General features: G+C 45.4%; 19 protein-coding genes and 1 tRNA gene. 11 read left to right on the forward strand and 9 right to left on the reverse strand.

Translation table 11 applies throughout. The features are described 5' to 3' along the window. Positions 1–49: 49 nt before the first annotated feature. From ACQW03_RS17345 to ACQW03_RS17365, 5 genes are all read right to left on the reverse strand, one after another. The gene (locus ACQW03_RS17345; RefSeq protein WP_068941706.1) at positions 50–1,222 is read right to left on the reverse strand and encodes an iron-containing alcohol dehydrogenase; all 1,173 of its coding nucleotides are present in this window, start codon (positions 1,220–1,222) and stop codon (positions 50–52) included. Positions 1,223–1,370: 148 nt separating this feature from the next. Continuing rightward, on the reverse strand, positions 1,371–2,198 hold the full coding sequence (locus ACQW03_RS17350; RefSeq protein WP_023989996.1) for a carbohydrate ABC transporter permease: 828 nt from the start codon (positions 2,196–2,198) through the stop codon (positions 1,371–1,373). Between the two features lie 22 nt (positions 2,199–2,220). Further along, complete coding sequence (locus tag ACQW03_RS17355; protein ID WP_076294466.1) at positions 2,221–3,096, reverse strand: carbohydrate ABC transporter permease; 876 nt, start codon at positions 3,094–3,096, stop codon at positions 2,221–2,223. A 31-nt stretch (positions 3,097–3,127) separates the two neighbouring features. Further along, positions 3,128–4,411, reverse strand: a complete 1,284-nt coding sequence (locus ACQW03_RS17360) for an ABC transporter substrate-binding protein (protein ID WP_441950826.1) — start codon at positions 4,409–4,411, stop codon at positions 3,128–3,130. Positions 4,412–4,607: 196 nt separating this feature from the next. Beyond that, positions 4,608–6,089 (reverse strand): PTS transporter subunit EIIC, encoded by a 1,482-nt coding sequence (locus ACQW03_RS17365; RefSeq protein ID WP_071642602.1) that lies wholly within the window; start codon positions 6,087–6,089, stop codon positions 4,608–4,610. A gap of 316 nt (positions 6,090–6,405) precedes the next feature. Between ACQW03_RS17365 and ACQW03_RS17370 the strand changes: the two genes are divergently transcribed. Together ACQW03_RS17370 and glpK are read left to right on the forward strand one after the other, a co-directional pair. After that, the gene (locus tag ACQW03_RS17370) at positions 6,406–7,230 is read left to right on the forward strand and encodes an MIP/aquaporin family protein (RefSeq protein WP_441950829.1); all 825 of its coding nucleotides are present in this window, start codon (positions 6,406–6,408) and stop codon (positions 7,228–7,230) included. 32 nt (positions 7,231–7,262) lie between these two features. Continuing rightward, complete coding sequence (gene glpK, locus ACQW03_RS17375) at positions 7,263–8,756, forward strand: glycerol kinase GlpK (RefSeq protein WP_441950831.1); 1,494 nt, start codon at positions 7,263–7,265, stop codon at positions 8,754–8,756. A gap of 85 nt (positions 8,757–8,841) precedes the next feature. On the opposite strand, the gene ACQW03_RS17380 is transcribed toward glpK, so the two are convergent. Next, positions 8,842–9,882, reverse strand: coding sequence for a LacI family DNA-binding transcriptional regulator (locus tag ACQW03_RS17380; protein ID WP_076294416.1), 1,041 nt, complete (start codon positions 9,880–9,882; stop codon positions 8,842–8,844). Between the two features lie 284 nt (positions 9,883–10,166). On the opposite strand from ACQW03_RS17380, the gene ACQW03_RS17385 reads away from it, so the two are divergent. The 5 genes from ACQW03_RS17385 (at position 10,167) to ACQW03_RS17405 (ending at position 17,899) form a co-directional block, all read left to right on the forward strand. After that, positions 10,167–11,495 carry an ABC transporter substrate-binding protein gene (locus tag ACQW03_RS17385; protein ID WP_441950833.1) on the forward strand — a complete coding sequence of 443 codons (1,329 nt, stop codon included), beginning with the start codon at positions 10,167–10,169 and terminating at the stop codon, positions 11,493–11,495. Between the two features lie 70 nt (positions 11,496–11,565). Then, on the forward strand, positions 11,566–12,459 hold the full coding sequence (locus ACQW03_RS17390; RefSeq protein WP_028541563.1) for a carbohydrate ABC transporter permease: 894 nt from the start codon (positions 11,566–11,568) through the stop codon (positions 12,457–12,459). After that, positions 12,459–13,277, forward strand: coding sequence for a carbohydrate ABC transporter permease (locus ACQW03_RS17395; RefSeq protein ID WP_028541564.1), 819 nt, complete (start codon positions 12,459–12,461; stop codon positions 13,275–13,277). Before ACQW03_RS17390 ends, ACQW03_RS17395 begins: the two co-directional genes overlap by 1 nt. Positions 13,278–13,300: 23 nt before the next feature. Beyond that, positions 13,301–14,647, forward strand: coding sequence for a GH1 family beta-glucosidase (locus ACQW03_RS17400; RefSeq protein WP_071642596.1), 1,347 nt, complete (start codon positions 13,301–13,303; stop codon positions 14,645–14,647). 18 nt (positions 14,648–14,665) lie between these two features. Further along, complete coding sequence (locus ACQW03_RS17405) at positions 14,666–17,899, forward strand: cellobiose phosphorylase (RefSeq protein WP_441950837.1); 3,234 nt, start codon at positions 14,666–14,668, stop codon at positions 17,897–17,899. Positions 17,900–17,985: 86 nt separating this feature from the next. On the opposite strand, the gene ACQW03_RS17410 is transcribed toward ACQW03_RS17405, so the two are convergent. From ACQW03_RS17410 to ACQW03_RS17420, 3 genes are all read right to left on the reverse strand, one after another. Further along, the gene (locus ACQW03_RS17410) at positions 17,986–18,750 is read right to left on the reverse strand and encodes an exodeoxyribonuclease III (RefSeq protein ID WP_104497854.1); all 765 of its coding nucleotides are present in this window, start codon (positions 18,748–18,750) and stop codon (positions 17,986–17,988) included. Between the two features lie 16 nt (positions 18,751–18,766). After that, positions 18,767–19,846, reverse strand: coding sequence for a hypothetical protein (locus ACQW03_RS17415; protein WP_104497853.1), 1,080 nt, complete (start codon positions 19,844–19,846; stop codon positions 18,767–18,769). A 311-nt stretch (positions 19,847–20,157) separates the two neighbouring features. Next, positions 20,158–20,231, reverse strand: a tRNA-Arg gene (locus ACQW03_RS17420). Positions 20,232–20,488: 257 nt separating this feature from the next. Between ACQW03_RS17420 and ACQW03_RS17425 the strand changes: the two genes are divergently transcribed. From ACQW03_RS17425 to clpX, 4 genes are all read left to right on the forward strand, one after another. Then, positions 20,489–21,397 (forward strand): hypothetical protein, encoded by a 909-nt coding sequence (locus ACQW03_RS17425; protein WP_441950839.1) that lies wholly within the window; start codon positions 20,489–20,491, stop codon positions 21,395–21,397. Between the two features lie 143 nt (positions 21,398–21,540). Then, positions 21,541–22,854, forward strand: coding sequence for a trigger factor (gene tig, locus ACQW03_RS17430; protein ID WP_028541569.1), 1,314 nt, complete (start codon positions 21,541–21,543; stop codon positions 22,852–22,854). A gap of 410 nt (positions 22,855–23,264) precedes the next feature. Continuing rightward, positions 23,265–23,855 carry an ATP-dependent Clp endopeptidase proteolytic subunit ClpP gene (gene clpP / locus ACQW03_RS17435; RefSeq protein WP_016324659.1) on the forward strand — a complete coding sequence of 197 codons (591 nt, stop codon included), beginning with the start codon at positions 23,265–23,267 and terminating at the stop codon, positions 23,853–23,855. A 12-nt stretch (positions 23,856–23,867) separates the two neighbouring features. Then, a complete protein-coding gene (gene clpX / locus ACQW03_RS17440) occupies positions 23,868–25,124 on the forward strand; it encodes an ATP-dependent protease ATP-binding subunit ClpX (RefSeq protein ID WP_013311623.1) in 1,257 nt (418 codons plus the stop codon). Positions 25,125–25,195 lie beyond the last annotated feature (71 nt).

Consider the following 25,195-nt stretch of genomic DNA (forward strand, 5'->3'; position numbering starts at 1 on the left):
AGGGAGTGCCCTCAGTCATCACAGGCTTGAGGACACTCCCTTTTGAATGTTATAACGATGCGTGCAAAATAGCTGAAATATCTTCTTGATTCAGCTTTTTATAATTACCGAAGCCTCCGTATTCCATTTCACGGGCTGCAATGTTTGCGACTTTTTCCAATTGCTCATCATTAATATTGTAATCGGCCAGGGTGGAAGGGGCACCGAGACTTGTCCAGAATGCACTCAGGCGATCAATCCCCTCCAAAGCAATTTCCTTATCCGTTTTACCAGTGGTATCTAAATCAAACATGCTGAGCATCAGCCGCTTCATGCGTGCAGCATCCTGATCCACCGTATGTCTCATCCAGTTGGGGAACAGGATCGCGAGACCGCCAGCATGAGGAATATCATATACAGCGGATAATGCATGTTCAATCGTATGCGAAGCCCAGTCCCCGAAGTAGCCCATTTGCAGTGTTCCGTTAAGGGCAATCGTTCCGGCATATAAAATCGTTTCACGATGCTCGTAGTTGTGCAAATCCTCCAGCAGCTTAGGTGCAGTTTCGATCACGGTTTGCAACACGGAAAAGCACATACGATCTTGCAACGGTGTATTTTTAACATTGTGAAAATATTGTTCAAACACATGGCTCATCATATCCACCATGCCATATACCGTCTGATCACGTGGCACAGAGAAGGTGTTTTTTGGGTCCAGAATCGAGAATTTCGGATGCGTTACCGCGCTGCCCCATACGTATTTTTCGTTCGTTTCCCAGTTGGTGATAACAGAATCCGGATTCATTTCTGAACCGGTGGCGGCGAGTGTGAGGATGGTGCCGAATGGCAGAGCCTCGGTCGGCATGTGCTTTTTGTTGATAATATCCCACACATCGCCGTCATATTCAGCCCCTGCTGCGATGGCTTTGGTGCAATCAATAACGCTTCCACCGCCTACTGCAAGTAAGAAGTCGATTTTTTCATTTCGGCAAATGTCGATACCCTTCTTAACGGTGGACAAGCGCGGATTCGGTTCTACGCCGGACAATTCATGAATGTTGAGATGTAGCGGCTCTAACGCGTTTAATACCTGGTCATACAGACCATTTCGTTTGACACTTCCACCTCCGTATACCAGCAAAATGTTTTTGCCGTAATTCAGCAGCTCCTGCTGGAGTTCTTCAATTTGATTGTCTCCAAAAATTAATTTGGTGGGGTTATAATATGTGAATTTGTTCATCTGGTAAGTTTCCCTCAGTTCATAGTTCATGTTCAAATCGTAAATCGCTTAACCTGATTGCCTGTTGGATACCTAACTTCATCATGTAAGCTATTTGAAATGACGATTAACTATTATACATGAAATGAATAAGGGAATTCAAGTAAATCTAATCTTTGACCGCTCCGGCGGCAAGATCGGAAATAAACTGGCGGCTAATGAAAAGAAATAAAATAATAAGTGGCAGTACAGCCAGCAGGGTGCCCGCAATGACCATCGCATAATCCGTATTGTAAATCCCGTTCAATTGTGACAGTGCAATCTGGAGCGTGAATTTACGCTCATCCGTTAAGACGATTAGCGGCCATAAATAATCATTCCAGGCTCCTATAAAGGTAAACGCGCCGAGAAAAGCGAACGCAGGACGTAGAATAGGCAGTGCTACATTCAAGTACAGTCGAAAAAAGCTGCATCCGTCCATCCGGCCCGCATCCAGCAGTTCCTTTGGAATGGATTCTTCCGCATATTGACGAATCCAGAAAATGCCGAAGGCATTTACCATCCCCGGGATGATAAGCGCTTTGAACGTACCTACCCATCCAAAGGAGGCCATCATGACAAAGGAGGGGACAAGCGAAAGTTGTGAAGGGACCATCATCGTAGCTAGCAGAACGATAAATAGCACTTTTTTGCCCGGAAAATCAAACTTGGCGAATGCAAAACCTGCTAGTGAATCGAAAAACAGAACCAATAGGGTAACAGAACCGGCTACAAAAAGGGTATTAAAAAAGGCTCCGGCAAAATTAATCTGTTGTAATACTCTCGTTATGTTATCCAAGAAGTGGCTGCCAAACCACAATTGTGGTGGAAAACGATAGATGTCTGAGGTTGTACGGGTTGCCATGACGATCAGCCAGTAAAATGGAAACATCGACAGGATGATTCCCACCAACAATCCGGCATATAAAACAAAGGATTTTGCGCGTGTCTGCATCATGTTGTGAAGCTCCTTCCCATCGTTATTTTTTACCTTGAACGAGTTTCCAGTTTATGATGGAGAATAGAGCAATGATGAGGAACATGCCCCATCCGACGGCTGCACCATATCCAAAATAGTTGTTAATGAACGACTCGCGGTACAGGTATAAAACGATGGTCATGCCACTTGCCCCGGAACCGCCGTCATTACCGACCAGGACCTGTGGCTCGGTGAAGAGCTGCATACCGCCGATGGTGGACGTAATGACCGTAAACAGAATGACTGGGCGTAGCATAGGGATAGTGATGCGGAAAAAAGCTTGCGCTCCGGTTGCCCCGTCTATTTTGGCGGCCTCATACAGCACATGCGGAATACTTTGGAGTCCAGCCAGATAGATGATTGCGTTGTAGCCCATCCATCTCCATACGACCATAGAAGAAATGGCAATTTGGATACCCCATGGCACATTCAGCCATTGAACCATGGGTAGTCCCATGAGTTGCAGCAGGTAGTTGAGAAATCCAAAATTGTTGGCAAATAAGGCACCAAATATGATGGCAACAGCCACAATAGACGTCACATTTGGCAGGAAGAATCCGACTCGCCATAAGGTGCGCATTTTCACAAAAGGGGCATAAAGCAGAAAGGCAATAATCAGTGCGAAGAATAGCATCGGAATCGTTGCATACACCCAGATCACAAAGGTGTTGCCTACAGCCTGCCAAAATTCATGATCTGTTATAAGGTAGCGAAAGTTGCCCCAGCCGTTGTAGGTCATGTCTCCGATCCCGTCCCATTTGTGAAATGCTAGATATAATGAAAAACCAATCGGAAACAGTCCAAAGATGCCAAACAGCAGATAAAACGGCGAGATCGCAGCATAAACGGCACGGTGCTTCCAGATTTCTCTCAGCATAATGTCCACACGCCTTTTTTGAATTTTGTTTTTATCGCTGTAATTCCCGTTCGATTCGTTCCATGGTTTCCGTCCATAATGCATCGGAATTGCCATCCTGCTTGGCGACATTAGCAAGGCGACGGGTCACAATGCCGTGGATGACAGGATAGCGCTCGCCGAAATAGCTGCTCTTCACATTACGTGCGGAGGTGGCAAAGATGAGTCCGGTGGCCTGACCACCAAAGAAAGGCTCGGGTGTCCCCATGATAGGATCGTTATAGACGCCGGGAGTGGACGGGAACAGTCCCATTTTGTGGTAGGCTTCCAGCTGGTGTTCCGGGTTTTGCAGCCAGGTCAGGACTTCAAAGGCTTCTTTGGGATGTTTGCTGGATTTGAGGATAGAAATGAAAGAACCACCCAGGTTGCCATCTCCTCCAGGAGCACGGGCGACTCTCCATTTACCCGCTGTATCCGGCGCGGCCTCTGTGAGAACTTGCTTCATCCAGATAGCCCCTACAAAAGAGGCAATTTTGCCGTTATTGACCGAAGCGTTCCATTCGGGAGTCCAGCCATCCGCATTGGCGAGCAGATGCTTCTTGTGGAAATCGACAGCGGTTTTCCAGCCCAGACGGATGTCAGGAGATTGATTGCCGATATAGCTGCCATCCGGCTTGAAGTAAAGGGTTGTATGCTGAGCGAGTACCTGATTGTAAACGTTTACAATATTGTCAGCCAAAAATGAACGGCTTCCGAATTTCTGGCGAAGTTGTTCTCCAGCCGCCATGTAATCATCCCATGTGCGAATGGAGGCACTAACCTTTTCAGGATCACTAGGCAAGCCTGCTTGTTCAAACAGATCACTTCGGTAGAAGAGGGCGGTAGGTCCTGTATCCATGGGAAATGCAATCATTTTACCATCAGGAGTGATCCCCTGATTCCATTTCCATTCCAAATATTGATCCTTCAAGCGGTCTGCTCCGAGTTCACTTAAGTCATAAAAACGATCCGCACTGGGGAACAGCTCCACCATCCAATCGTTCAGAGCTACGATGTCTGGTTCACCGGAACGAGCTGCGAGCGTTGTCTTCAGTTTGGCTTTGAAGTCACCGCCTATTTTTTGAGTTTTTAATTCAATGTTGGGAAATTGTTTTTCCGCTTGGGCGAGTAGTTCATCGTCAATAGAACGGTTCCAGTACCACAATGTAAGCGTTATCTTTTTTTCGTTTGACAAATTAGTTTCAGATGATTGACTTTCAGAGAACGAGGGTCCACTACAAGCACTGAACATCGTGAGAAAAGCAAGACATAATACCAGCCATTGTACTGTCTTCACATCATTTCCCTCCTTGCTGTCTGAGATAATCTGCCTGCTAAACAAGTTGTAAATGGTTTAGCTCCATCATATGAAGCTGTTACCCATTTATGTGCATTGCCTTAACCAAAAACAAAAAATTTGAAACGTTTATCAATAAATAAAAGCACGTGCGTCTGTTATATGAAGAGCGCACGTGCTTAAATAAGTATTCAGCTCATGACATCAACCGCTGTATTTCATCTTTCAGAATTTCGGACCGAGTCCCGAAAATAACCTGCAGGGTACCGTTACCAAGCCTGATGATTCCCGATGCTCCGAGCTGCTTGAGAGCTTGATCATTAACCGCTTTGTCGTCTTTGACGACAAGACGCAGCCGTGTGATGCAAGCATCAATGCTTTGAATATTGTCTGAACCGCCGAGATAGGTTAGTATTCTGCCTGCCTGACTGGATTGAGTGTCGGATATGGCGCTTGCCTTTCCAATGGGTACAGATTCGTTAGCCTCAGACAGGAGACTGTCTTCTACATCATCTTCACGCCCAGGAGTTTTTAGGTTGAATTTGAGAATGATGAATCGGAACAGAAAGTAATAAATGAGGGCGAAGACAAGCCCGACCGGGATCATTCGCAATGGGTGGGTGGAGAGTTTCATATTGACCAGATAGTCAATGAGTCCTGCTGAAAAAGAAAAGCCGAGTTTGACATCCAGTAGGTATACGACCAGGCCGCTTAGGCCTGTCAGCAGAGCATGAACGCCGTAAAGCAATGGTGCAATGAACATAAACGAAAATTCGAGGGGCTCGGTAATTCCGGTCAGGAACGATGCCAGTGCAGAACCGATGAAAATGGAAGCGACGGCTTTACGTTTTTCCGGTTTGGCCGTATGAATGAATGCGAGGGCTGCTGCTGGCAGAGCGAACATCATAATGGGGAAGAAGCCGGACATGAATATTCCCGCCGATGTATCGCCTGCGAAAAAACGCGTCAGGTCACCATGAACGACCTCACCGGCAGCATTGGTGTAGTCACCAATTTGAAACCAAGCGATCGAGTTCAACACATGATGCAAACCGAGTGGGATCAGCAGCCGATTGGCAATCATGAATACCATTGATCCGACTCCGCCAAAGCCGACAATCCAGTTGCCGAAGGCTGCAATCCCATCTTGTATTGGACTCCAGATCATTCCGAGCAGAATGGCCAGAATCATGGTCGTGAAGGCGGTGATCATGGGGACAAAACGTTTGCCCGAGAAGAAGCCAAGCCAATCTGGAAGTTGAATATTATGATATTTTTTAAACAGAAAAGCAGACCATCCACCGATAAAAATACCACCCAATACGCCCATGTCCAGCTTGACGTCGTCTGGAATATATGCAAATATACCCGGCACTGCCGCCAAAATACGGGTCAGCACCATATAGGCAATGACTGCCGATAATGCGGCTACTGCGTCGCCTGCCAGACCAATGGCAACACCGATGGAGAAAATGAGCGCCAGGTTCCCGAAGATGGCCCCCGCCCCCTCGTTCAGAAAAGGAGTGACATAATGATTCAGAAATCCGCCAACTCCGGGACCAAGCGGTATATCCGATTCATAATTAATCAGTGCTAATCCTTGTAAAATCCCTGCGGCGGGTAGAGTGGCTACTGGAAGCATTAGCGACTTGCCGATTTTCTGCAGAAATTTCAGCATAACATTCTTCCCTTCTTCATCGAGTTTGGGAGTGTCGTATTCATCCTGAAACCTTCACATTAAACCATTTTTTTACATCATAAATCGGAGAAACTAACATGGTCAACGATTATTTTAAGCTATGAAAAGACGTAAATCCGCAGTTGACATCGCTTACATGCTTATATAGTATCAAATTTAAGTTAATAATCGTGACGGAGATAAGAGAGCCACGCAGACACCCATGGTACAGCACAGGGTTGGTTTGTGATGGCTTTTCTTTTTTTGCGCGATGAAAGCGATCGAAATCGGATGATCTATTGAGGAGGTAGGTTGTATGTCGCCATACGCAGCCGAATTCATAGGGACAATGATTCTTATTGCCCTAGGTGGCGGAGTGTGCGCAGGGGTGTCCCTGAAAAAGTCATTTGCTCACGCTTCCGGCTGGATTGTGATTGGAATGGGATGGGGGCTCGCGGTTGCTATTGGGGTGTATGCAGTGGGTGAAATCAGCGGAGCGCATTTGAATCCGGCAGTGACACTGGCGTTGGCATTTCAGGGCATTTTTCCGTGGCAGGACGTTCCCGGCTATATTGTTGCTCAGCTTCTCGGGGCCATGGCGGGTGCGATAATCGTCGTTTTGCATTATTGGCCTCACTGGAAAGAGACGGAGGACACTGCAACCAAACTTAGTGTATTTGCGACAGGACCGGCTATTGATCATCCGTTTGCCAACGTGCTTAGTGAAATGATAGGTACTTTCATCTTTGTTCTTGCTCTGCAGTCATTTGGTGCCAATTCATTTACAGGGGGCTTGAAACCGCTGATTGTGGGTTTTTTGGTTGTCAGTATCGGTTTATCCTTTGGAGGCACAACGGGCTATGCCATCAATCCAGCGAGAGATTTTGGGCCGCGTCTGATGCATTATTTACTACCGATTCCCGGTAAGGGAGCATCCAATTGGAAATATGCCTGGGTGCCCATTGTAGGGCCGCTGTTGGGTGGATCTTTCGCAGGGCTATTTTATCAGGCTGTTTTTAAGGGGAGTGTGACTCCGGCTTTCTGGATTTTACTAGGGATCATCGTGATTGTACTCTTGATTACCTTCCGTATTAGTCGTACTTATAAAAGTCATAAAACGGATCACAAACTTACAGCGTAAAAACGATGGATTTACACGGGGAGAGATGAACAATGGGAAAATATATTCTGTCACTAGATCAGGGAACGACAAGCTCAAGAGCGATTTTGTTCAATAGCGAAGGAGATGTAGTGTACTCGGCTCAGCGAGAATTTCCGCAATATTTTCCTCATCCCGGCTGGGTAGAGCAGAATGCGAATGAAATCTGGAGCTCTATTCTCGGAGTCATTGCTTCCTGTCTTTCCGAATCCGGTGTAAAAGCAAATCAAGTGGCTGCCATCGGCATTACCAATCAGCGAGAATCGGTGGCTGTGTGGGACAAAAATACAGGAGTACCTGTGTATAACGTACTCGTATGGCAATCACGCCAAACCTCGGACATCTGTGAAGAATTGAAGCGGCAAGGGCACGAGGAGCTGTTTCACAGCAAAACAGGGCTGTTGATCGACCCGTATTTTTCAGGCACTAAAGTAAAGTGGATACTGGACCATGTGGAGGGCGCTCGGGAAAAGGCAGAACGAGGTGACCTGTTATTCGGTACGATTGACTCGTGGCTGATCTGGAAACTATCCGGCAGAACGGCACATGTAACGGACTACTCTAATGCAGCCAGGACGCTGATGTACAACATTTATGAACTAAAGTGGGACGAAGAGCTGCTGGACATTCTGGGTGTTCCGAAAATCATGCTACCTGAGGTAAGACCTTCTTCCGAGGTATATGCGCACACCGTGGATTATCATTTCTTTGGTCAGAATGTACCAATCGCCGGTGCAGCAGGTGACCAGCAGGCAGCCTTGTTTGGTCAGGCATGTTACGAAAAAGGGATGATCAAAAATACTTACGGCACAGGCTGCTTTATGCTGATGAATACGGGGGATCAGCCTGTTGAATCCAAGCACGGTCTGATTACGACCATCGCTTGGGGACTGGAGGAAGGCAAAGTACAATATGCACTCGAGGGGAGTGTGTTTGTAGCGGGGTCGGCGATCCAGTGGCTGCGAGACGGGTTGCGCATGTTCCGTGAAGCGAAGGACAGTGAGCCTTATGCCGCCCGTGTTTCGTCTACAGAAGGAGTGTATCTTGTACCCGCTTTTGTCGGACTGGGTAGCCCCTACTGGGATAGCGAGGTGCGCGGAGCGATGTTCGGCCTGACACGCGGGACCACGAAGGAGCATTTTATCCGCGCCACATTGGAGTCACTTGCTTATCAGACCAAGGACGTGCTTACAGCCATGGAGATTGATTCAGGTATTTCAGTGAAGACGCTGCGGGTGGATGGAGGAGCTGTATTGAACAATTTTCTGATGCAATTCCAGAGCGATATTTTGGATGCAACAGTGGAGCGGCCAGTTATCCATGAGACGACGGCACTTGGGGCTGCATGTCTGGCGGGTTTGGCTATTGGATATTGGAAGAGCACGGATGAACTTCGCAAGCGGGTGAGGGTGGAAACCTCTTTTGCCCCGGATATGGATGAATCAACACGTGAAAGCTTGTATGAAGGCTGGAAAAAGGCTGTGAATGCGACGATGGCCTACAAGTGATAGATTAAGCGATGGGTCTCTGAATATTAAACTGCAAAAAGATGACTTCTGAATTTATCAGAAGTCATCTTTTTTAAGGCATGTGCTAACTCTTGACCTTCGTATGGTTCCAATGTTGCCGGGCTCCGCAGGAGCTACGAATGACTAGTTCCGGCTCTACTTTAATACATTTTGTATCCATTTGTTTATTCATCAGGTCAAACAGCACCATAGCGGCTAGACGGCCTATTTTTTGCTTGTCTTGTTTTACAGTCGTCAGTGGAGGATCGGTATAACGACAGGCTTCTATATCATCACATCCCACTACAGCAATATCCTCGGGTACCCTCAAGCCGCTTTCCTTGAAAGCACGTATGGCACCAAAGGCAAGCAGGTCGGTAGCCGCAAAAATAGCTTTTGGTAAATTTCCTTGCTGTATCCACGCCTTCGCGATCTGGTATCCATCTTCTGCCGCGTAGTCCTTACCATACACGATCCATTCAGGTCTGACATCAAGACTAAACCGTTTTAGTGAAGCGATAAAGGCCTCCTCTCTCTCTTTAATAACCAAGGAGGGGCGTTCAATGCCTATAAAACCCATTTCGCGGTATCCATTCATGTAAAAGTGCTCAACAACCTTCATTGAAATCTTCTGATTGTCGGACATAATATAGCAGGAACTGGCTCCGGTTAGTTCAATATCGACACCGATGCAGGGGATAGGGCTGGCGTCGAGATCAAAAACACTCTTCTCCACCTCATCTCCAGCAATAATAATGCACCCGTCCACTGAAAAATATTTCGAGCGAGCCCAATAGTCCTCTCCATTATCCAGAAATTTCTCATTTGAAAAAAACAGCAGATCGTAACCGAGCAAGCCAATCTGTTTTTTGAAGACATTAATGATATCTACAAAAAAAGGATGACTAAAATCAACATTCAGCTTGCCGGCAAATATAACGCCTACCAGATTTGATTTTTTGGTAGCTAGCGTTTTAGCCGAGGAGGAGGGTCTATAGCCTGTTTCCTCCATGATTTTAAGTACCCGCTGCCGGGTTTCCTCACTGATGTCCGTGTAATTGTTAATGATTTTCGAAACCGTTGCCACTGAAACGCCTGCCATGCTAGCTATTGTTTTTATATTCATGGAATCCTCCGTAACTAAACTGATTTAGTTAAATTGACTTTTCTTTTTAAACTTAATGGTTACTCGTATTCTATGCTACCTCATAGAAGTGAGTCAACAGTGCTAATAAAGGATGTTGTCTAATATTTTAAGGAGTAATAACGATAATTTGTGTTTTTTTTGATAATTTACAAATCTCTATTTACAAATACAGGCTATCGATACATAATAGTAGCTGTAATTAACTAAACCGCTTTCGTAAAAGTGAATGCATTTATTCTAAGATTACAGGGGGAAATTTTGCAATGCTGAAAAAGTGTTTTTCTTTACTTATTGTAACCGCTTTAATAGTGGTGCTGGCTGCTTGCGGCAAAGGTGGTGAAGCTGGACAGAACGGGAATAAAAAGGTCACGTTAAAGATTATTCATTGGCAGCAAGAAAATATTAATAACTATATAAAGGAATTTAATAAAAAGTTTGAAGAGAAGTATCCCGATGTTCAGGTGGAGTATACGACGGTTCCTGCTGATTCAACGTATGATCAACTGATGCAAACGCGTATGAATGCTGGTTCAACCGGTGATGCAGACATTATTCCTTTGAAATTCAGCTTCGTAGGCGCACCGCAGGAATGGTCTAAGGGAGCAGCTGATCCGATGTGGAAGCAGTGGATTGAGGGAGGACTCATTGCAGATCTGTCGGATCAAGCTTTTATCAAAAACTATAATCCTACAGATGTCAAAAATGCCATGACCTACAACGACAAAGTATACGGTGTAAACATGGGAAAGGTGGCCCTGACAGGTCTGTTTTACAACAAAGATATTTTTGAAAAATATAATCTTACTGTGCCGACGACATGGGACGACCTAGTGAATGTGATGAAGGTGCTCAAGGATAATGGCGTAGAACCGCTTGGTTTTGGCGGTAAGGATGTATGGCCTATTAACCTTGCTGTCCAAGGGCTTCAAGCCTCTATCCATGATGATCAGCTGGAATATATCAAAGGGCTGTGGACAGGTAAGACGAAGCTGACAGACCCCGTCCAGCTCGAGGTTTTGGAAAAATCACAAATTTTGATGAACAACGCCATTAGTGGATTTATGGGGATTGACTATGGAACCTTGCCAAGCTTGTTTGCTTCAGGTCGTGTGGCCATGATTGCGGATGGTACATGGGATGCAACTACGATTCAGACAGCCAATCCAGAGATGAAATTTGGATATTTCCCGATTCCAGGTAGTAATGATCCTGCCAAAAATAAAAATCTAGCAGGAAAATACGATATGACATGGATGGTTCTGGAAAAATCACCGAATAAGGAATATGCGATTAAATGGCTTGAAATGCTTTCTGAGAAGCAGAACTATACAGATTTCGTGAACGTTGCTGGATTTTTGCCAACACAGCCTGATGTGAAGATAAAAAGTGATTTTGTTGCTGAAATTCAGCCGTCACTTGAAAACTTCAAGCTCTCTTGGGATCAGTTGTTTATCAACCGTAAGAATGCTGGGCAATACGTTAAGGATGCCAGTGCACATGCAGAATTCTTGGCTCCTGCTGGTCCGATAAAGACTCCTTTGGAACTTGCTCAGAAATCTCAGGCTGACTGGGATGCGGCTGCTCCTAAATAATGCATAGATTTTACAGGAAAACAATTGGGCAACTGCAAGACCTTAAATAATGTAAAAAGGTGTGAGGCACATGTATCCCTTCGGAAAGGGTGCGGCCCGGATAATGCCCTATCTTTTGCTGGGTATACCGGTTCTGCTCTATTTGCTTCTTGGTTTTGGACCCTCTATGGTAACGGTGCTTTTTTCCTTTACAGATGCTACCGGGGTTCCGGGACAGACATGGAGTTTTATCGGATTCGAGAATTACACAACTTTCTTCACCTCCTCCGATTCTGGAGATCGTCTCGCTTCTATAGGACGTTCCTTGTATTTTGCCGTAGCGGTGGTTGTAATTCAAAATGCGGTAGGGCTGTTCATGGCCGTCCTGATTAATAAAAAGCTTAAAGGGGATATGTTATATCGCTCTGTATTTTTCCTCCCTGTTGTACTCGGGGTAACGGTATCCGGCCTGATCTGGCAGCTGCTTGCCAATCCGCTTGGGGGTCCTGCGCAAGCCTTGATGAACTTTTTTGGAACGAGCTCTAACTTCTTCGGGGATTACAATATTGCATTTGAGTTGATTATTTTTGTGCAAATTTGGATGTATATGGGTTACTCGATGACTATTTTCTTAGCCGGACTCCAATCTATCCCCAGTGACTTATATGAAGCAGGGTATATGGACGGTGCCTCTGGATGGAAAGCGTTCAAAAATATTACCTTTCCGATGATTGCACCGTCCTTTACCGTCAATATGCTGCTGTCCATTATCGGCGCCTTGCAGACCTTTGACATTATTTATGTGCTGACAGGTGGTAAATTCAACACAACAACCCTGGCGTTTGATGTATATGCAACAGCCTTTGGTACTGGAACGTCAGATTACGGTCTTGCTTCCGCAGTTGCTATGATCCAGTTCGTGTTCGTATTTACAGTATCGATGATTGCCTTGTATTACTTACGTAGAAGAGAGGTGGAAATGTAATGAGCAGTACCAAAGGGACCAAAATACTGAGCTACATCATCGTACTGCTCATGCTTTCGTTATATGTGTTCCCTCTTTTTTACCTTTTTAATGTATCCATGAAGACTCAAAGTGAGTATTTGATGAATCCTGTAGCTCTAGCCAAGAGTCTACATTTGGAAAATTTCATGGATGCTTGGGAGAAAGGGAACTTCTCTCAATACATGTGGAATAGCATTTTGTATACAGGCGTATCTACGTTATTAACACTGATTATATCCGTGTTCGCAGCTTTTCCGTTGGCACGGGGATACGTTAAGTTCAGTACCTTCTTTTATGTGTTTTTCCTGATATCTATGTATCTCCCGAATCCTCTGATTCCGCAATTTGCTCTTATTAATAGTCTGGGACTTTACAATACACAGCTTGGTTTTATCTTACTGAAAACAACAGGTACCGGCATCGCCTTCCTGATGTTTGTAGGGTATATCAAGTCTGTCTCCCGAGAGCTGGATGAAGCGGCTGCAATGGACGGGTGCGGATATTCACGATATTTGTTTACGATTCTTGTCCCGCTGATGAAGCCAGTGTTGGCGACAGGCATTATTTTGACAGCTATTGGGGCGTGGAATGACATTATAGGTCCTACTATTTATTTGTCTGATCCTGCTTATCAGCCAGTGACCAAGGGATTGTTCTCCTTCTACGGACAATACATGAACAACTGGCCGCTGCTCGCTTGCGGCATTCTGATTGTTACACTACCGCTCGTGATTTTGTATATTTTCCTCCAGCGCTTTATTGTCGGCGGTGCAATGGCCGGAGCTGTGAAGTCTTGATACCTGAAAGGATGATACCGAGTATGAGTGAGAATACCTATACATTCCCCACCACGTTTATGTGGGGAACTTCGACCTCTTCTTATCAAATTGAAGGTGGCGCGGATGAGGAAGGGAGAACGCCTTCTATTTGGGATACTTTCTGTCGAGCACCCGGGAAGGTGATAGGAGGGGACTGCGGAGATGTGGCTTGTGACCATTTTCACCGCTTTAAGGAAGACGTGCAATTAATGAAGCAACTTGGCTTTTTACATTACCGTTTTTCCGTGGCCTGGCCGCGCATTATTCCCGCACCCGGTGTGGTTAACGAACAGGGGCTACTCTTCTATGAGCGTCTGCTGGATGAGATTGAGTCGGCCGGGCTAATTCCAATGCTGACGCTGTATCATTGGGATCTACCGCAGTGGATTGAGGACGAGGGCGGTTGGACGCAGCGAGAGATTATCCAACATTTTAAAACGTATGCCTCTGTAATTATGGATCGATTTGGACAGCGTATAAGCTGGTGGAATACGATAAATGAGCCCTACTGCGCCTCTATTTTGGGCTATGGCACAGGCGAGCATGCCCCCGGCCACGAGAACTGGAGGGAAGCCTTTACTGCGGCTCATCATATTCTGATGTGTCACGGGATAGCCATGAACTTACACAAGGAAAAGGGCCTGACGGGCAACATCGGTATTACGCTAAACATGGAGCATGTCGATGCAGCCTCTGAACACCCCGAAGATGTAGCCGCTGCTGTCCGGCGGGATGGTTTTATTAATCGTTGGTTTGCCGAGCCATTGTTTAACGGGAAATACCCTGAGGATATGGTGGAATGGTACGGGGGGCACTTGAACGGATTGGATTTTGTACAGCCTGGTGATATGGAGCTGATTCAGCAGCCAGGGGATTTTTTGGGCATCAACTACTACGCCCGCAGTATCATTCAAGCGACTACAGACGCTTCGTTGCTTCAGGTCGAGCAGATTTCCATAGAGGAACCGGTAACGGATATGGGATGGGAGATTCACCCTGAATCCTTTTATAAGCTGCTAACGCGGATTGAGAAGGATTTTACCAAGGGATTACCTATCCTGATTACGGAAAACGGAGCAGCGATGAAGGACGAACTGGTGAATGGAAAGATTGAGGACATTGAGCGTCAGCATTACATTGAGGAACATTTAAAGGCATGCCATCGCTTTATTGGGGAGGGTGGTCAGCTTAAGGGCTATTTTGTCTGGTCATTCCTCGATAACTTTGAATGGGCCTGGGGATACAGCAAACGTTTCGGTATTATACACATCAATTACGACACACAGGAACGGACTCCCAAACAAAGTGCGCTGTGGTTCAAACAAGTGATGGCGAATAACGGGTTTTAAATAGAAAAGGGGGATACGATGCAGCAGTATTATTTTGACGATCAAGGACGTTTTGTGATTGAGAATTATGCGCAGGTCAAGCCCTTTTCCAGTTTTCTACCCGGTATTGCTGGGGTTCAGGGGATTCCTCTGTGGGCATATTATGTTAATCGTGGACAAGGAATTGCGAGCTTTGGTGTGGAGGATAAGAATGGAGCAATCATGGAGTTTTTTCCGGCCAACCGCAGCTATAGTCTCGTGCCGATACATGGCTTTCGAACGTTTTTAAAGGTCAAGATGCAGGGGGAGTGGAGCTATGTGGAGCCATTTTCGGCTGTGCATCCTATGAAGCGTGAACAGCAAAAAATGCTGATATCCCGCCACATGCTGGAAATACATAGCTCCAATCCAGACACAGGTCTTGAGGTGCGTGTGCAATATTTCACGCTTCCTCATGAAAGTTACGCTGCTTTGGTGCGCAAGGTGGAGATTGTCGATCATTCCGCTCAAGAGCTTGAACTGGAGGTGCTGGACGGCATGCCTGCCGTGTTGCCCTTCGGTATTGATAATGGGGCATACAAGGAGCTTGGACATACACTGAAAAGCTGGATGGATGTGTATAATCTCAACAACAGCATTCCTTACTATAAGGTACGTGGAAGTACAGCGGATACAAGTGAGATTCATCAAATTGAAGCGGGACATTTTATGTACAGCTTTGTGGAGGAGGAGGGCAAGACCAGGCTATTGAGTCCAATTGTCGATCCGTCCGTAATATTTGGTGAAAATACGGCACTGACCTTCCCGGATCGCTTTATCCATTCACGCGTCGAAGACTTGGTTTCGCAGCAGCCTGTGACGACGAATAAAGTGCCTTGTGGGTTTAGCGGCTACACAGCACGACTAGCGGCAGGTACTGCCGTCAATCACTGTACGATCATCGGGCATGTGAATGATATTCACTCTATCAATGAACGAATTACGGAAATTGCAACCATGTCTTATATTGAACGGAAGGCGGAGGAAGCCAAAGCGTTGATAGAAGAGTTGACGGATGAAATGGCAACGCGGACATCCATTCCGCTATTTGACGAATACTGCCGTCAGAACTATCTGGATAACCTGTTACGCGGTGGTTATCCATTGCTGCTGGATAACGGCACCGAGCAACCATTTGTATATCATGTATTTTCGCGCAAGCATGGGGATCTGGAACGGGACTATAATTTCTTCAAGCTCCAGGCGGGATATTATTCTCAAGGAAATGGTAATTTTCGCGATGCAAACCAGAACCGGAGAAATGATGTGTGGTTTAACCCCGGCGTAGGAGATTTCAATATCCGTTTGTTTATGAGCCTGATTCAGCCAGACGGCTATAATCCGCTTGTTGTAAAGGGGTGTAGCTTTCAAATACGAGAGCTGGAACCGTTGCTGGGACAGGTGGAGGTGGCAGCTCATTCGTCTTTGCGTGCTTTTTTTCAATCGTCGTTCACCCCGGGTGAGCTGATTCAACATATCCTTCATGACAACATCGCGCTAAAGCAAACGGTTGAGACGTTTGTAACCGAAGTTCTCAAGCATTCCGAACAATGCTATGAGGCTGATTTTGGTGAAGGCTTCTGGATCGACCATTGGACGTATAACATGGATCTAATCGAAAGTTATCTAAGTATCTATCCAGACAAACAAAAGGAACTCTTGCTCGCGACCCGAGAGTACATGTATTACGATAGTCCGGCATGGGTACAGCCACGTCGAAACAAATACGTGCAGATGAAGGACGGACGTATCCGTCAGTACGGGGCGGTCGTAGAGAGCAAGGAGAAAGAAGCTCAGCTGCACGCCCGGGATCGCGATGTTCATTGGGTTCGAACCGAACATGGAAGCGGAGAGATTTATAAGTCCAATTTATATGAAAAGCTGCTGTCATTGGCAGCCATCAAGCTGTCCACGCTGGACCCGGAGGGCTTGGGAATTGAGATGGAGGCGGGCAAGCCGGGATGGAATGATTCCATGAACGGACTTCCGGGGCTGTTTGCTTCTGGATTCAGTGAACTGTGTGAATTACAGCGACTCGTAAGATTTTTAATAAATGCACAGGTGAAGCTTTCGGGCGATTCTGTGCTACGGTTGCCGAGAGAAGTTGCTGAGTTGATCCAACAGCTGAGGCTCACAATGGAGGAATACTACCACGCTTCTGATGAGGCTGATTACAGGAATGAAAGCAAGGATTACAGCTTCTGGTCACGAATTTCGGATGCTAGAGAAGCGTATCGAGAAACAGTTCGTTTTGGATTTGAAGGGGTAGAAACACCACTAGCGTTTGATGATGTGCTGGTGTTTTTGCGCCAGGCTGAACGTAAGCTCCGACAGGGGATGGATAAGGCTCTGCTTATCGGTGAGGGGATATACCCAACCTTCTTTTATTATGAAGCCAGAGAATTCGGGGTACAGGAGGATGACTGCGAAGGCAAGCTCGTAAACATACATTCCTTCGAACGTAAGGATACACCATATTTTCTGGAGGGACCGACCCGGGCTATGAAAGTGGTTGGTGACATTGTAAATGGGCAGAAGCTGTATCGGCAAATCAGACAGAGCGGGCTTTACGACAGGAAGCTGGGCATGTTTAAGGTGAATGAAAGTCTGGCGGGGCAGCCATTCGAACTCGGTCGTTCCAGAGCTTTTACGCCGGGGTGGCTGGAAAATGAATCTATATTTATGCATATGGAATATAAATATTTACTTGAATGCTTAAGGGCGGGTCTATACACTGAATTTTTTTCAGACATTAAAAAAGCGTTACCGCCTTTTATGGACCCAGAGGTCTACGGAAGAAGCACGCTGGAGAACAGCTCCTTTATTGCTAGTATGGCTAATCCTGATGCAAGTTTGCATGGAACGGGATATATTGCGAGGCTGAGCGGATCTACGGCAGAATTTATTCATATGTGGATATGGATGATGACCGGCGGGCAGCCGTTTGGCTATGATCATAGGGGCCTATCCTTGAGACTGGAGCCCAAGCTGCCAGGCTGGCTGTTTACAGCTACAGGTGAGTTATCTTTCTGTTTTCTCGGAAGCTGCCAGGTGACTTATTTTAATACGGGCCGCAAGGATACTTATGCACCGGAATGCATAGTGACCCAGTATGTACTGCATTACGCCAGTGGCGAAAAGAAGACGATAAGCCAGGTTGCATTAGATCAAAAAGAGGCACAAGATGTGAGAGATCGCTTGATTTCCCGTATCGAGGTATATTTGGGGACATAGCTCCATGAATTAAAGCCGTCATGCTGCAATAACAGAGCATGACGGCTTTTTAAGACTTCATAAATTATTGTTTCAGGCAGGGGGACCTATGCTGAAATATCTTGCAAATCCAATATCACAGGGCAGTGGTCACTGCCTGTAATATGACAATCAATGCTCGCATCCATCAATAGCGGACGAAGTCTCTCCGAGACGAGGAAGTAATCAATCCGCCAGCCGATATTCCTTTCTCTCACCTTTGGCATGTAGGACCACCAGGAATAAACATCCGTCCGGTCAGGATAAAAGGTTCTGAAGGTATCTATAAATCCGGCGTCTAGCAGCTGTGACATGCGTTCTCGTTCCTCAGGCGTAAATCCGGCATTTCCGTAGTTAGCTTTGGCATTTTTGAGATCGATCTCTTGATGAGCTACGTTCAAGTCTCCACAAACGATGACAGGCTTCAAAGCATCCAGTTGTTGCAGGTAGCTGCGAAAACGGTCTTCCCATTCCAGTCTGTAGGGCAGTCGGGATAAGTCCCGTTTGGTATTCGGTGTGTACACATTGACGAGATAAAATTTTTCGAATTCCAGAGTAATGGTTCGGCCCTCCGGTTCTTCATTTTCTTCAAGTCCATAATGCACAGAGAGCGGCTTGATTTTGGTGAAAATAGCCGTGCCGGAATATCCTTTTTTCTCAGCATAATTCCAGTATTGTGTGTATTCCTCCATGTTCTCCATATGGATTTGACCTGCTTGAAGCTTCGTTTCCTGTACGCAAAAAATATCGGCATTTGTTTCTTTTAGATAAGTATAAAACCCTTTGGTCACACAGGCTCTTAAGCCATTTACATTCCAAGATATTAATTTCATTTGATTAATCTCCTTGCTAATTCACGCGGTCAAGCGATGTGATTTGTATATCCTTTGTTGACATAAGTTTATAAATGTCTTCTATCTGGACTTCATAGGTCTTTTCATCAAAATGGTCCTGACCAAACATATAATCGTTTATTTCTATTGCCTTAAGGTTTCGTTTGGTATTCATAGTCAAAGGGAAGTATTCGATATCTAATGAGGCTTTATTTCCGGCCAACACTGTCTTGAGAACTTTCACGGTTTGTAACACCCGTTCTTTTTCCAATGGCAATCCTGAGTCAGTTAGATCCTCGAATATAATTATACGAATATACTGATCGCCGACCGCTTCGGGATTCAGTTTAAAATCGTCGTATTCTTTAATCATTTTATCCGTATTCCCTTCTTGCACCCCAGAATGAACAGCGGCTGAATCATCGTAAAGCTTCTGTATAACGGGTTTCAGTTTCATGTCCAGTTGGTTCTCCCAAAGGGCGTTAAGATAATTTTCTCTAAATGGGACATCCTCATAAGGACGCTTGGTCATATTAAAAAGGACAGAAGGATGACGATTAGAGATCGCCTCCATGGTATATTCAGTGAAGGGAATACTATGATAGCTAATATTTTGAATTTGAAAGTCCTCTCCGTATTTCTGCTCCAGATATTGCTCTGATTCTGCGGCTACGTTGCGTTTATTTTCACCTGTTTGTGTAAAAGGCTCGATAATATCTACGTATTTCATTGTGACTGCGAGAAGTAGAAGTGTAGCTCCCAAAGCGAGACTGAGCAAAGTACGCCATTTGGAAGGCAAGTATGCAACCGTCGGTGCTCTCTCCGCATGGTGTGGAATTTGAAAAGACCGTACTGTAAAAACAATGCCTAAAATGTGAAAAAAAATGGCCAACGGTCCAGAGATAATAAGCAGGTATCCGAGAGAAAACATTGTAAAATAGATCAGAATTCCCTGTGTGATGATAAGAGCCGCTCCTCCAATCATATAGGAAGGAATGGCGAGATAAAACATACCCAATCCAGTACCTAATATGGAAAGCAAAGTGGCAACGAAACGATGAATTTCCCGCGATTTTGGGAGTTTATTCGTAGTCAAGGGAGTCAGTTTACCTCCTTTACTTAAAAATGGTGAGACATGATAGATGATAGCAATTTCTGCGTTTTTTTGAAAGAGTAGAGACTGAAACCAGTGCCTAAAGTAGCGTTGGGCAGACTACTCTTTCTACATTTTTATATTGAAAAAAAGCTTCCTTGCGGAAGCTTTTTTTGGTGTAATATATCCGGAGAGAACTCTCCTATGGTCGACTGCGAAGTATAGGCTAAATGATGCCGATGGCCCGACGTTCCCCCGTGGTTTATCTCATGAGAACAAAAAAAAGCCTCCATTATGGAAGCTTCTTGTTATGACGTCCCAGGAGGGATTCGAACCCCCGACCGACGGCTTAGAAGGCCGTTGCTCTATCCAGCTGAGCTACTGGGACATAAAATTCAAGCGAATATCAATATATCATATGGATAAAAGAAATTCAAGTCTTATTTTGCATATATCGCTTATTTAAGCTTTATACAGCATAAATTCTGAGTAGAAGTAGTTTTTTTTGCCTTATAAAAGGGTATGTTAGAATACAGGTGAATATGTGTAAGACGAGTGGTTGGACTTCAGCTACTGTTTCTCATATAATCTACAAATACTTGAGCTTGCGAAGGAGAGGGGGTGCCTTGAATAAAGGACTCCAAGGTGACGACAAAAGAAAATAATATTGTATTGTTTCCGAAGACACTGGACTATTATCAAATTCAACTTACTGTGATGCTTGAAAACGAACGTTACGGAGAGGCGATGGCGATGCTGCGTTTTTTAATGCAGTGTCAAGGACAGGAGCAGAAGCAATACGATGAATGGAACGCTCTATTACAATGGCTGGAAGCTGCATTTCCACAGTACACTGACAGCGGGGCGGTAACGGACGCTGTGGAAGAAGAAGTCAGTGAAGTAGAGTTAGCTCGCCGTCATGCACGCTTTAAGCAGGAGCAGGATGCAGGCTACGGCAACAAGCTGTTGCGGATGGCTATGGATGAACCCTTATCCGAACAGACGATTTTAGCGTTGGAGCAGTTGTCCTATCTGGAACTCCCAGAAATCGACGATGCCTTGCTTCGCTGGATTACGGAACGGGAAATCCATCCTTTACTTCAATTCCGTGTTCTACAGACAATGCGACGACGCGGAACGGAAGGGACGATAGAAATCAGACGGGGTGATGAACAAGCGGAAATCGACATTGAAACGGTTCCGTTACAGCCAGGTGATTTTCCAGAGTCGATTATGCGTATTTTGGAACGGGTGGCTGATCAGACTGAGGTGCACGAGCCTACACTATTCTATTTTGCACAGGAGCTGTGGTCACAGTTTGTGATGGCAGTATACGGTACGAAAGATTATAGATCAATGTTGGTGGAAGAGGACGGAATGCCGGATATTTGGGCTGCAGCACTCCACCAGACAGTTTCGGAAAGTTTGAACGGAAATAATAATGAGGAAGAAACCCGTGCTATATATGGCATTACAGATGCGTTGCGTTTCCGTTTTGAGCAGGCGTATCGGTCGATGCGACTATTCGTAGCGGCGGGAATGAACACTCCTTAATGACCGGAAACGTTTTCCTGTGAAGCATTCAAAGGGCTGCTCTTGAAAAAGACAGTAATGTTAGATATACTATAGTGGTTATTTTGTGTGCGTTGATTGTAATGAAAACTAAGTGAAGATTTTGTTGGAGGGGAAAGCATAAAATGAAAGCAACTTGGGAGAAAATAGAGAAGAACCTTGGGGTTCTTGAAGTTGAGGTTGACGCGGATCGTGTAGCCGCTGCACTCGACAAAGCTTTTAATAAAGTGGCAAAACAAGTAAGTGTACCAGGATTCCGTAAAGGTAAAGTACCACGTCCTATCTTTGAAAAACGCTATGGTATTGAAAGTTTGTACCAGGATGCAATTGACATCCTGTTGCCAGAAGCTTACAGCCAAGCTGTAGAGCAAACGGACATCTTCCCGGTTGACAGCCCTGACGTTGAAATTGATCAATTTGCTAAAGGCGAATCTTTCAAGTTCAAAGCGAAGGTTACTGTTAAACCTGAAGTGACTTTGGGCGATTACAAAGGCGTAGAAGTGCCTGTAAGCAAACTCGAAGTAAGCGACGAAGAACTGGCTCAAGAACTGGAGCGCCTGCAACAACGTCATGCTGAATTGGTTGTCGTTGATGAAGATGCTGCTCAATCCGGTGATACAGCTATTATTGACTTCGACGGTTCCGTGGACGGTGTACCATTCGAAGGCGGACAAGCTGAGAAGTATTCTTTGGAACTGGGATCTAACACATTCATCCCTGGTTTTGAAGAGCAAGTGGTTGGTTTGCACACTGGCGATTCCAAGGACGTTGAAGTAACGTTCCCTGAGAACTACCATTCTGCTGACCTCGCTGGCAAACAAGCGGTATTCAAAGTGAAAGTTCACGAACTGAAACGCAAAGTTCTTCCTGAACTGGACGATGAATTTGCTAAAGATGTAAGCGAATTTGACACACTGGCTGAATTCAAGGAAGACTTGAAAAAGCAATTGTTGGATCGTAAGGAAAACGAAGCTAAAGCAGCCCGCGAGGGTGCTGTAGTGGAGAAAGTTGCTGAAAATGCAACAATCGACATTCCTGAAGCAATGGTGAAGAGCGAAGTGCAAAACATGGTTCGCGATTTCGACAACCGTTTGCGTAGCCAAGGTATGAACCTTGAAATGTTCCTCGGATTCTCTGGTCAAAGCAAGGAAGACCTGGAAGAGCAAATGAAAGCTGATGCTGAGAAGCGCGTACGTAACAACCTCGTGCTGGAGCAAGTGGCTAAAGCGGAAAACATCGAAGTTTCCGAAGCGGAAATTGATGAAGAACTGAAAAACATGGCTGAAGCTTACAAACGTTCAGTTGAGGAAATCCGCAGCATTCTGGAAGGTAACGGCTCGTTCGCTAACCTGAAAGAAGAAATTTCACTGCGCAAAACAATTGCTTTGTTGGTAGAAAACAGCAAAGAAGTTGAAGCGCCAGTTGAAGCTGCTGAATAATTCAGACGATAAAATATACGGAGTATGCTGTAACAAGCTGCAACGTAGCAATTAGATAGGGATAAGGCACGTAGTGAAAGTTACGTGCCTTATTTTTACCTTTGGTAATCCAAATTTTAGTCGTTTATGGAAAGTGCTGTGAGTCGTGTTTTTTGTTTTACATAAGTCACTTCCGTATATTTGCACATACATACGAAACATGGTTAAATATGAGAAGGTCTCGGCAGAGTGTACTGTAAACAGCTCGCACTGCATATATGAGCGCATGCAAATATGACACGAGACTCTGAACATGTTAAAATATTTTGTAAGGTGTTCACGTTTCATGATTGCTGCTTCCGTTTTAATGGGACATAAGGAAGCGGATGAATACAGGTGTTCATTTTAATAAAGAAAAGAGGTTGGTCGTGATGAGTCTCGTCCCTATGGTTGTGGAACAAACGAATCGAGGAGAACGATCTTACGATATTTACTCGCGGTTGCTTAAGGATCGTATTATTTTCCTAAGTGGCCCGATTGATGACGATGTCGCCAATCTCGTCATTGCACAGCTATTGTTCCTTTCTGCGGAAGATCCAGAGAAGGATATTAATTTGTACATTAACTCGCCAGGCGGTTCTGTAACTGCGGGCATGGGTATATATGATACAATGCAATTCATTAAGCCGGACGTATCGACGATCTGTGTAGGCATGGCTGCAAGTATGGGTTCATTGCTGCTCACAGCGGGTGCGCCAGGCAAGAGATACGCGCTTACCAACAGTGAAGTCATGATCCATCAGCCGCTCGGTGGCATTCAGGGGCAAGCCTCCGATATGCTGATTCATGCGGACTGGATTATCAAAACACGTGCTAAGCTGAATCAAATCTATGTAGAGCGTACGGGTCAGCCCCTCGAAAAAATCGAACGTGATACTGACCGGGATTTCTTCATGGAAGCGGAAGAGGCAAAAGCATACGGTATCATTGACCAGGTGCTGTCTAAACCGATTAATCTGTAAAGGGGTGGCTCTATGTTTAAATTTAATGATGAAAAAGGACAATTGAAATGTTCTTTCTGCGGTAAATCTCAGGATCAGGTTCGCAAGCTTGTTGCTGGACCGGGCGTATATATATGTGACGAATGCATTGAGTTGTGCACGGAGATTGTAGAAGAGGAATTGGGTCATGAAGAAGAAGTAGATCTGAAAGACATTCCGAAACCAATGCAAATCCGTGACATTCTGGACCAATATGTCATTGGTCAGGATCAAGCGAAAAAATCGTTGTCTGTAGCGGTGTATAATCACTACAAACGTATTAATACTCAAAACAAAATTGATGATGTGGAACTGCAAAAAAGTAACATTTTGATGCTTGGACCTACAGGTTCGGGTAAAACGTTGCTTGCGCAAACCATGGCTAAAATTCTGAACGTTCCTTTTGCTATCGCAGATGCCACTTCCCTTACGGAAGCAGGTTATGTGGGTGAAGACGTTGAAAATATTTTGCTGAAACTGATTCAAGCTGCCGATTATGATGTGGAAAAAGCCGAACGCGGCATTATCTACATTGACGAAATTGATAAAGTAGCCCGCAAATCCGAAAACCCGTCCATTACGCGTGACGTATCGGGTGAAGGTGTACAGCAGGCGTTGCTTAAAATTTTGGAAGGCACGGTTGCTTCTGTACCTCCACAAGGCGGTCGCAAGCATCCACATCAAGAGTTCATTCAAATTGACACCACGAATATCCTGTTCATTTGCGGTGGTGCCTTTGATGGTCTGGAGCAAATGATCAAACGCCGTATCGGCAAAAAGGTCATCGGCTTTAACGCTACTAGCGAACAAAAAGATCTGAAACCAGGCGAATATACTTCAATGGTATTGCCTGAGGATCTTTTGAAATTCGGTCTGATTCCGGAATTTGTAGGACGCTTGCCGGTAATTTCTACGCTGGAGCCGCTTGATGAGAACACATTGGTTCGTATTCTGTCCGAACCAAAAAATGCGTTAACGAAGCAATACCAGAAGCTGCTTGAGCTGGATAATGTACAACTGGAGTTTAAGCAAGATGCTCTGGAGGCCATTGCTCGCGAAGCGATCAAGCGTAACACGGGTGCCCGTGGCCTTCGCGCGATCATCGAAGGTATTATGCTGGACGTAATGTATGAAGTTCCTTCCCGTGAGGATGTGACTACTTGCGTCATCAATGAGCAGGTTGTAAAAGACAAAATCGCACCGGAACTCGGTGGTACAGATAAGGATAAAAAACAAGAAGAGAGCGCCTAAGGATTGATACTTCGCGATCTCTAAAACATGAGAAGCCGGATCTCCACTTCACTAAACCTGTATGAGGTTTT

It is taken from the genome of Paenibacillus sp. DRB1-1 (assembly GCF_052119485.1).
Taxonomy (GTDB): Bacteria; Bacillota; Bacilli; order Paenibacillales; family Paenibacillaceae; genus Paenibacillus; species Paenibacillus polymyxa_B.

Coding starts and splice junctions, on each gene's coding strand:
- ACQW03_RS17345 (WP_068941706.1), bottom strand. CDS start 1,222: ATGAACAAATTCACATATTATAACCCCACCAAATTAATTTTTGGAGAC.
- ACQW03_RS17350 (WP_023989996.1), bottom strand. CDS start 2,198: ATGATGCAGACACGCGCAAAATCCTTTGTTTTATATGCCGGATTGTTG.
- ACQW03_RS17355 (WP_076294466.1), bottom strand. CDS start 3,096: ATGCTGAGAGAAATCTGGAAGCACCGTGCCGTTTATGCTGCGATCTCG.
- ACQW03_RS17365 (WP_071642602.1), bottom strand. CDS start 6,089: ATGCTGAAATTTCTGCAGAAAATCGGCAAGTCGCTAATGCTTCCAGTA.
- ACQW03_RS17370 (WP_441950829.1), top strand. CDS start 6,406: ATGTCGCCATACGCAGCCGAATTCATAGGGACAATGATTCTTATTGCC.
- glpK (WP_441950831.1), top strand. CDS start 7,263: ATGGGAAAATATATTCTGTCACTAGATCAGGGAACGACAAGCTCAAGA.
- ACQW03_RS17380 (WP_076294416.1), bottom strand. CDS start 9,882: ATGAATATAAAAACAATAGCTAGCATGGCAGGCGTTTCAGTGGCAACG.
- ACQW03_RS17385 (WP_441950833.1), top strand. CDS start 10,167: ATGCTGAAAAAGTGTTTTTCTTTACTTATTGTAACCGCTTTAATAGTG.
- ACQW03_RS17390 (WP_028541563.1), top strand. CDS start 11,566: ATGTATCCCTTCGGAAAGGGTGCGGCCCGGATAATGCCCTATCTTTTG.
- ACQW03_RS17395 (WP_028541564.1), top strand. CDS start 12,459: ATGAGCAGTACCAAAGGGACCAAAATACTGAGCTACATCATCGTACTG.
- ACQW03_RS17400 (WP_071642596.1), top strand. CDS start 13,301: ATGAGTGAGAATACCTATACATTCCCCACCACGTTTATGTGGGGAACT.
- ACQW03_RS17405 (WP_441950837.1), top strand. CDS start 14,666: ATGCAGCAGTATTATTTTGACGATCAAGGACGTTTTGTGATTGAGAAT.
- ACQW03_RS17410 (WP_104497854.1), bottom strand. CDS start 18,750: ATGAAATTAATATCTTGGAATGTAAATGGCTTAAGAGCCTGTGTGACC.
- tig (WP_028541569.1), top strand. CDS start 21,541: ATGAAAGCAACTTGGGAGAAAATAGAGAAGAACCTTGGGGTTCTTGAA.
- clpP (WP_016324659.1), top strand. CDS start 23,265: ATGAGTCTCGTCCCTATGGTTGTGGAACAAACGAATCGAGGAGAACGA.
- clpX (WP_013311623.1), top strand. CDS start 23,868: ATGTTTAAATTTAATGATGAAAAAGGACAATTGAAATGTTCTTTCTGC.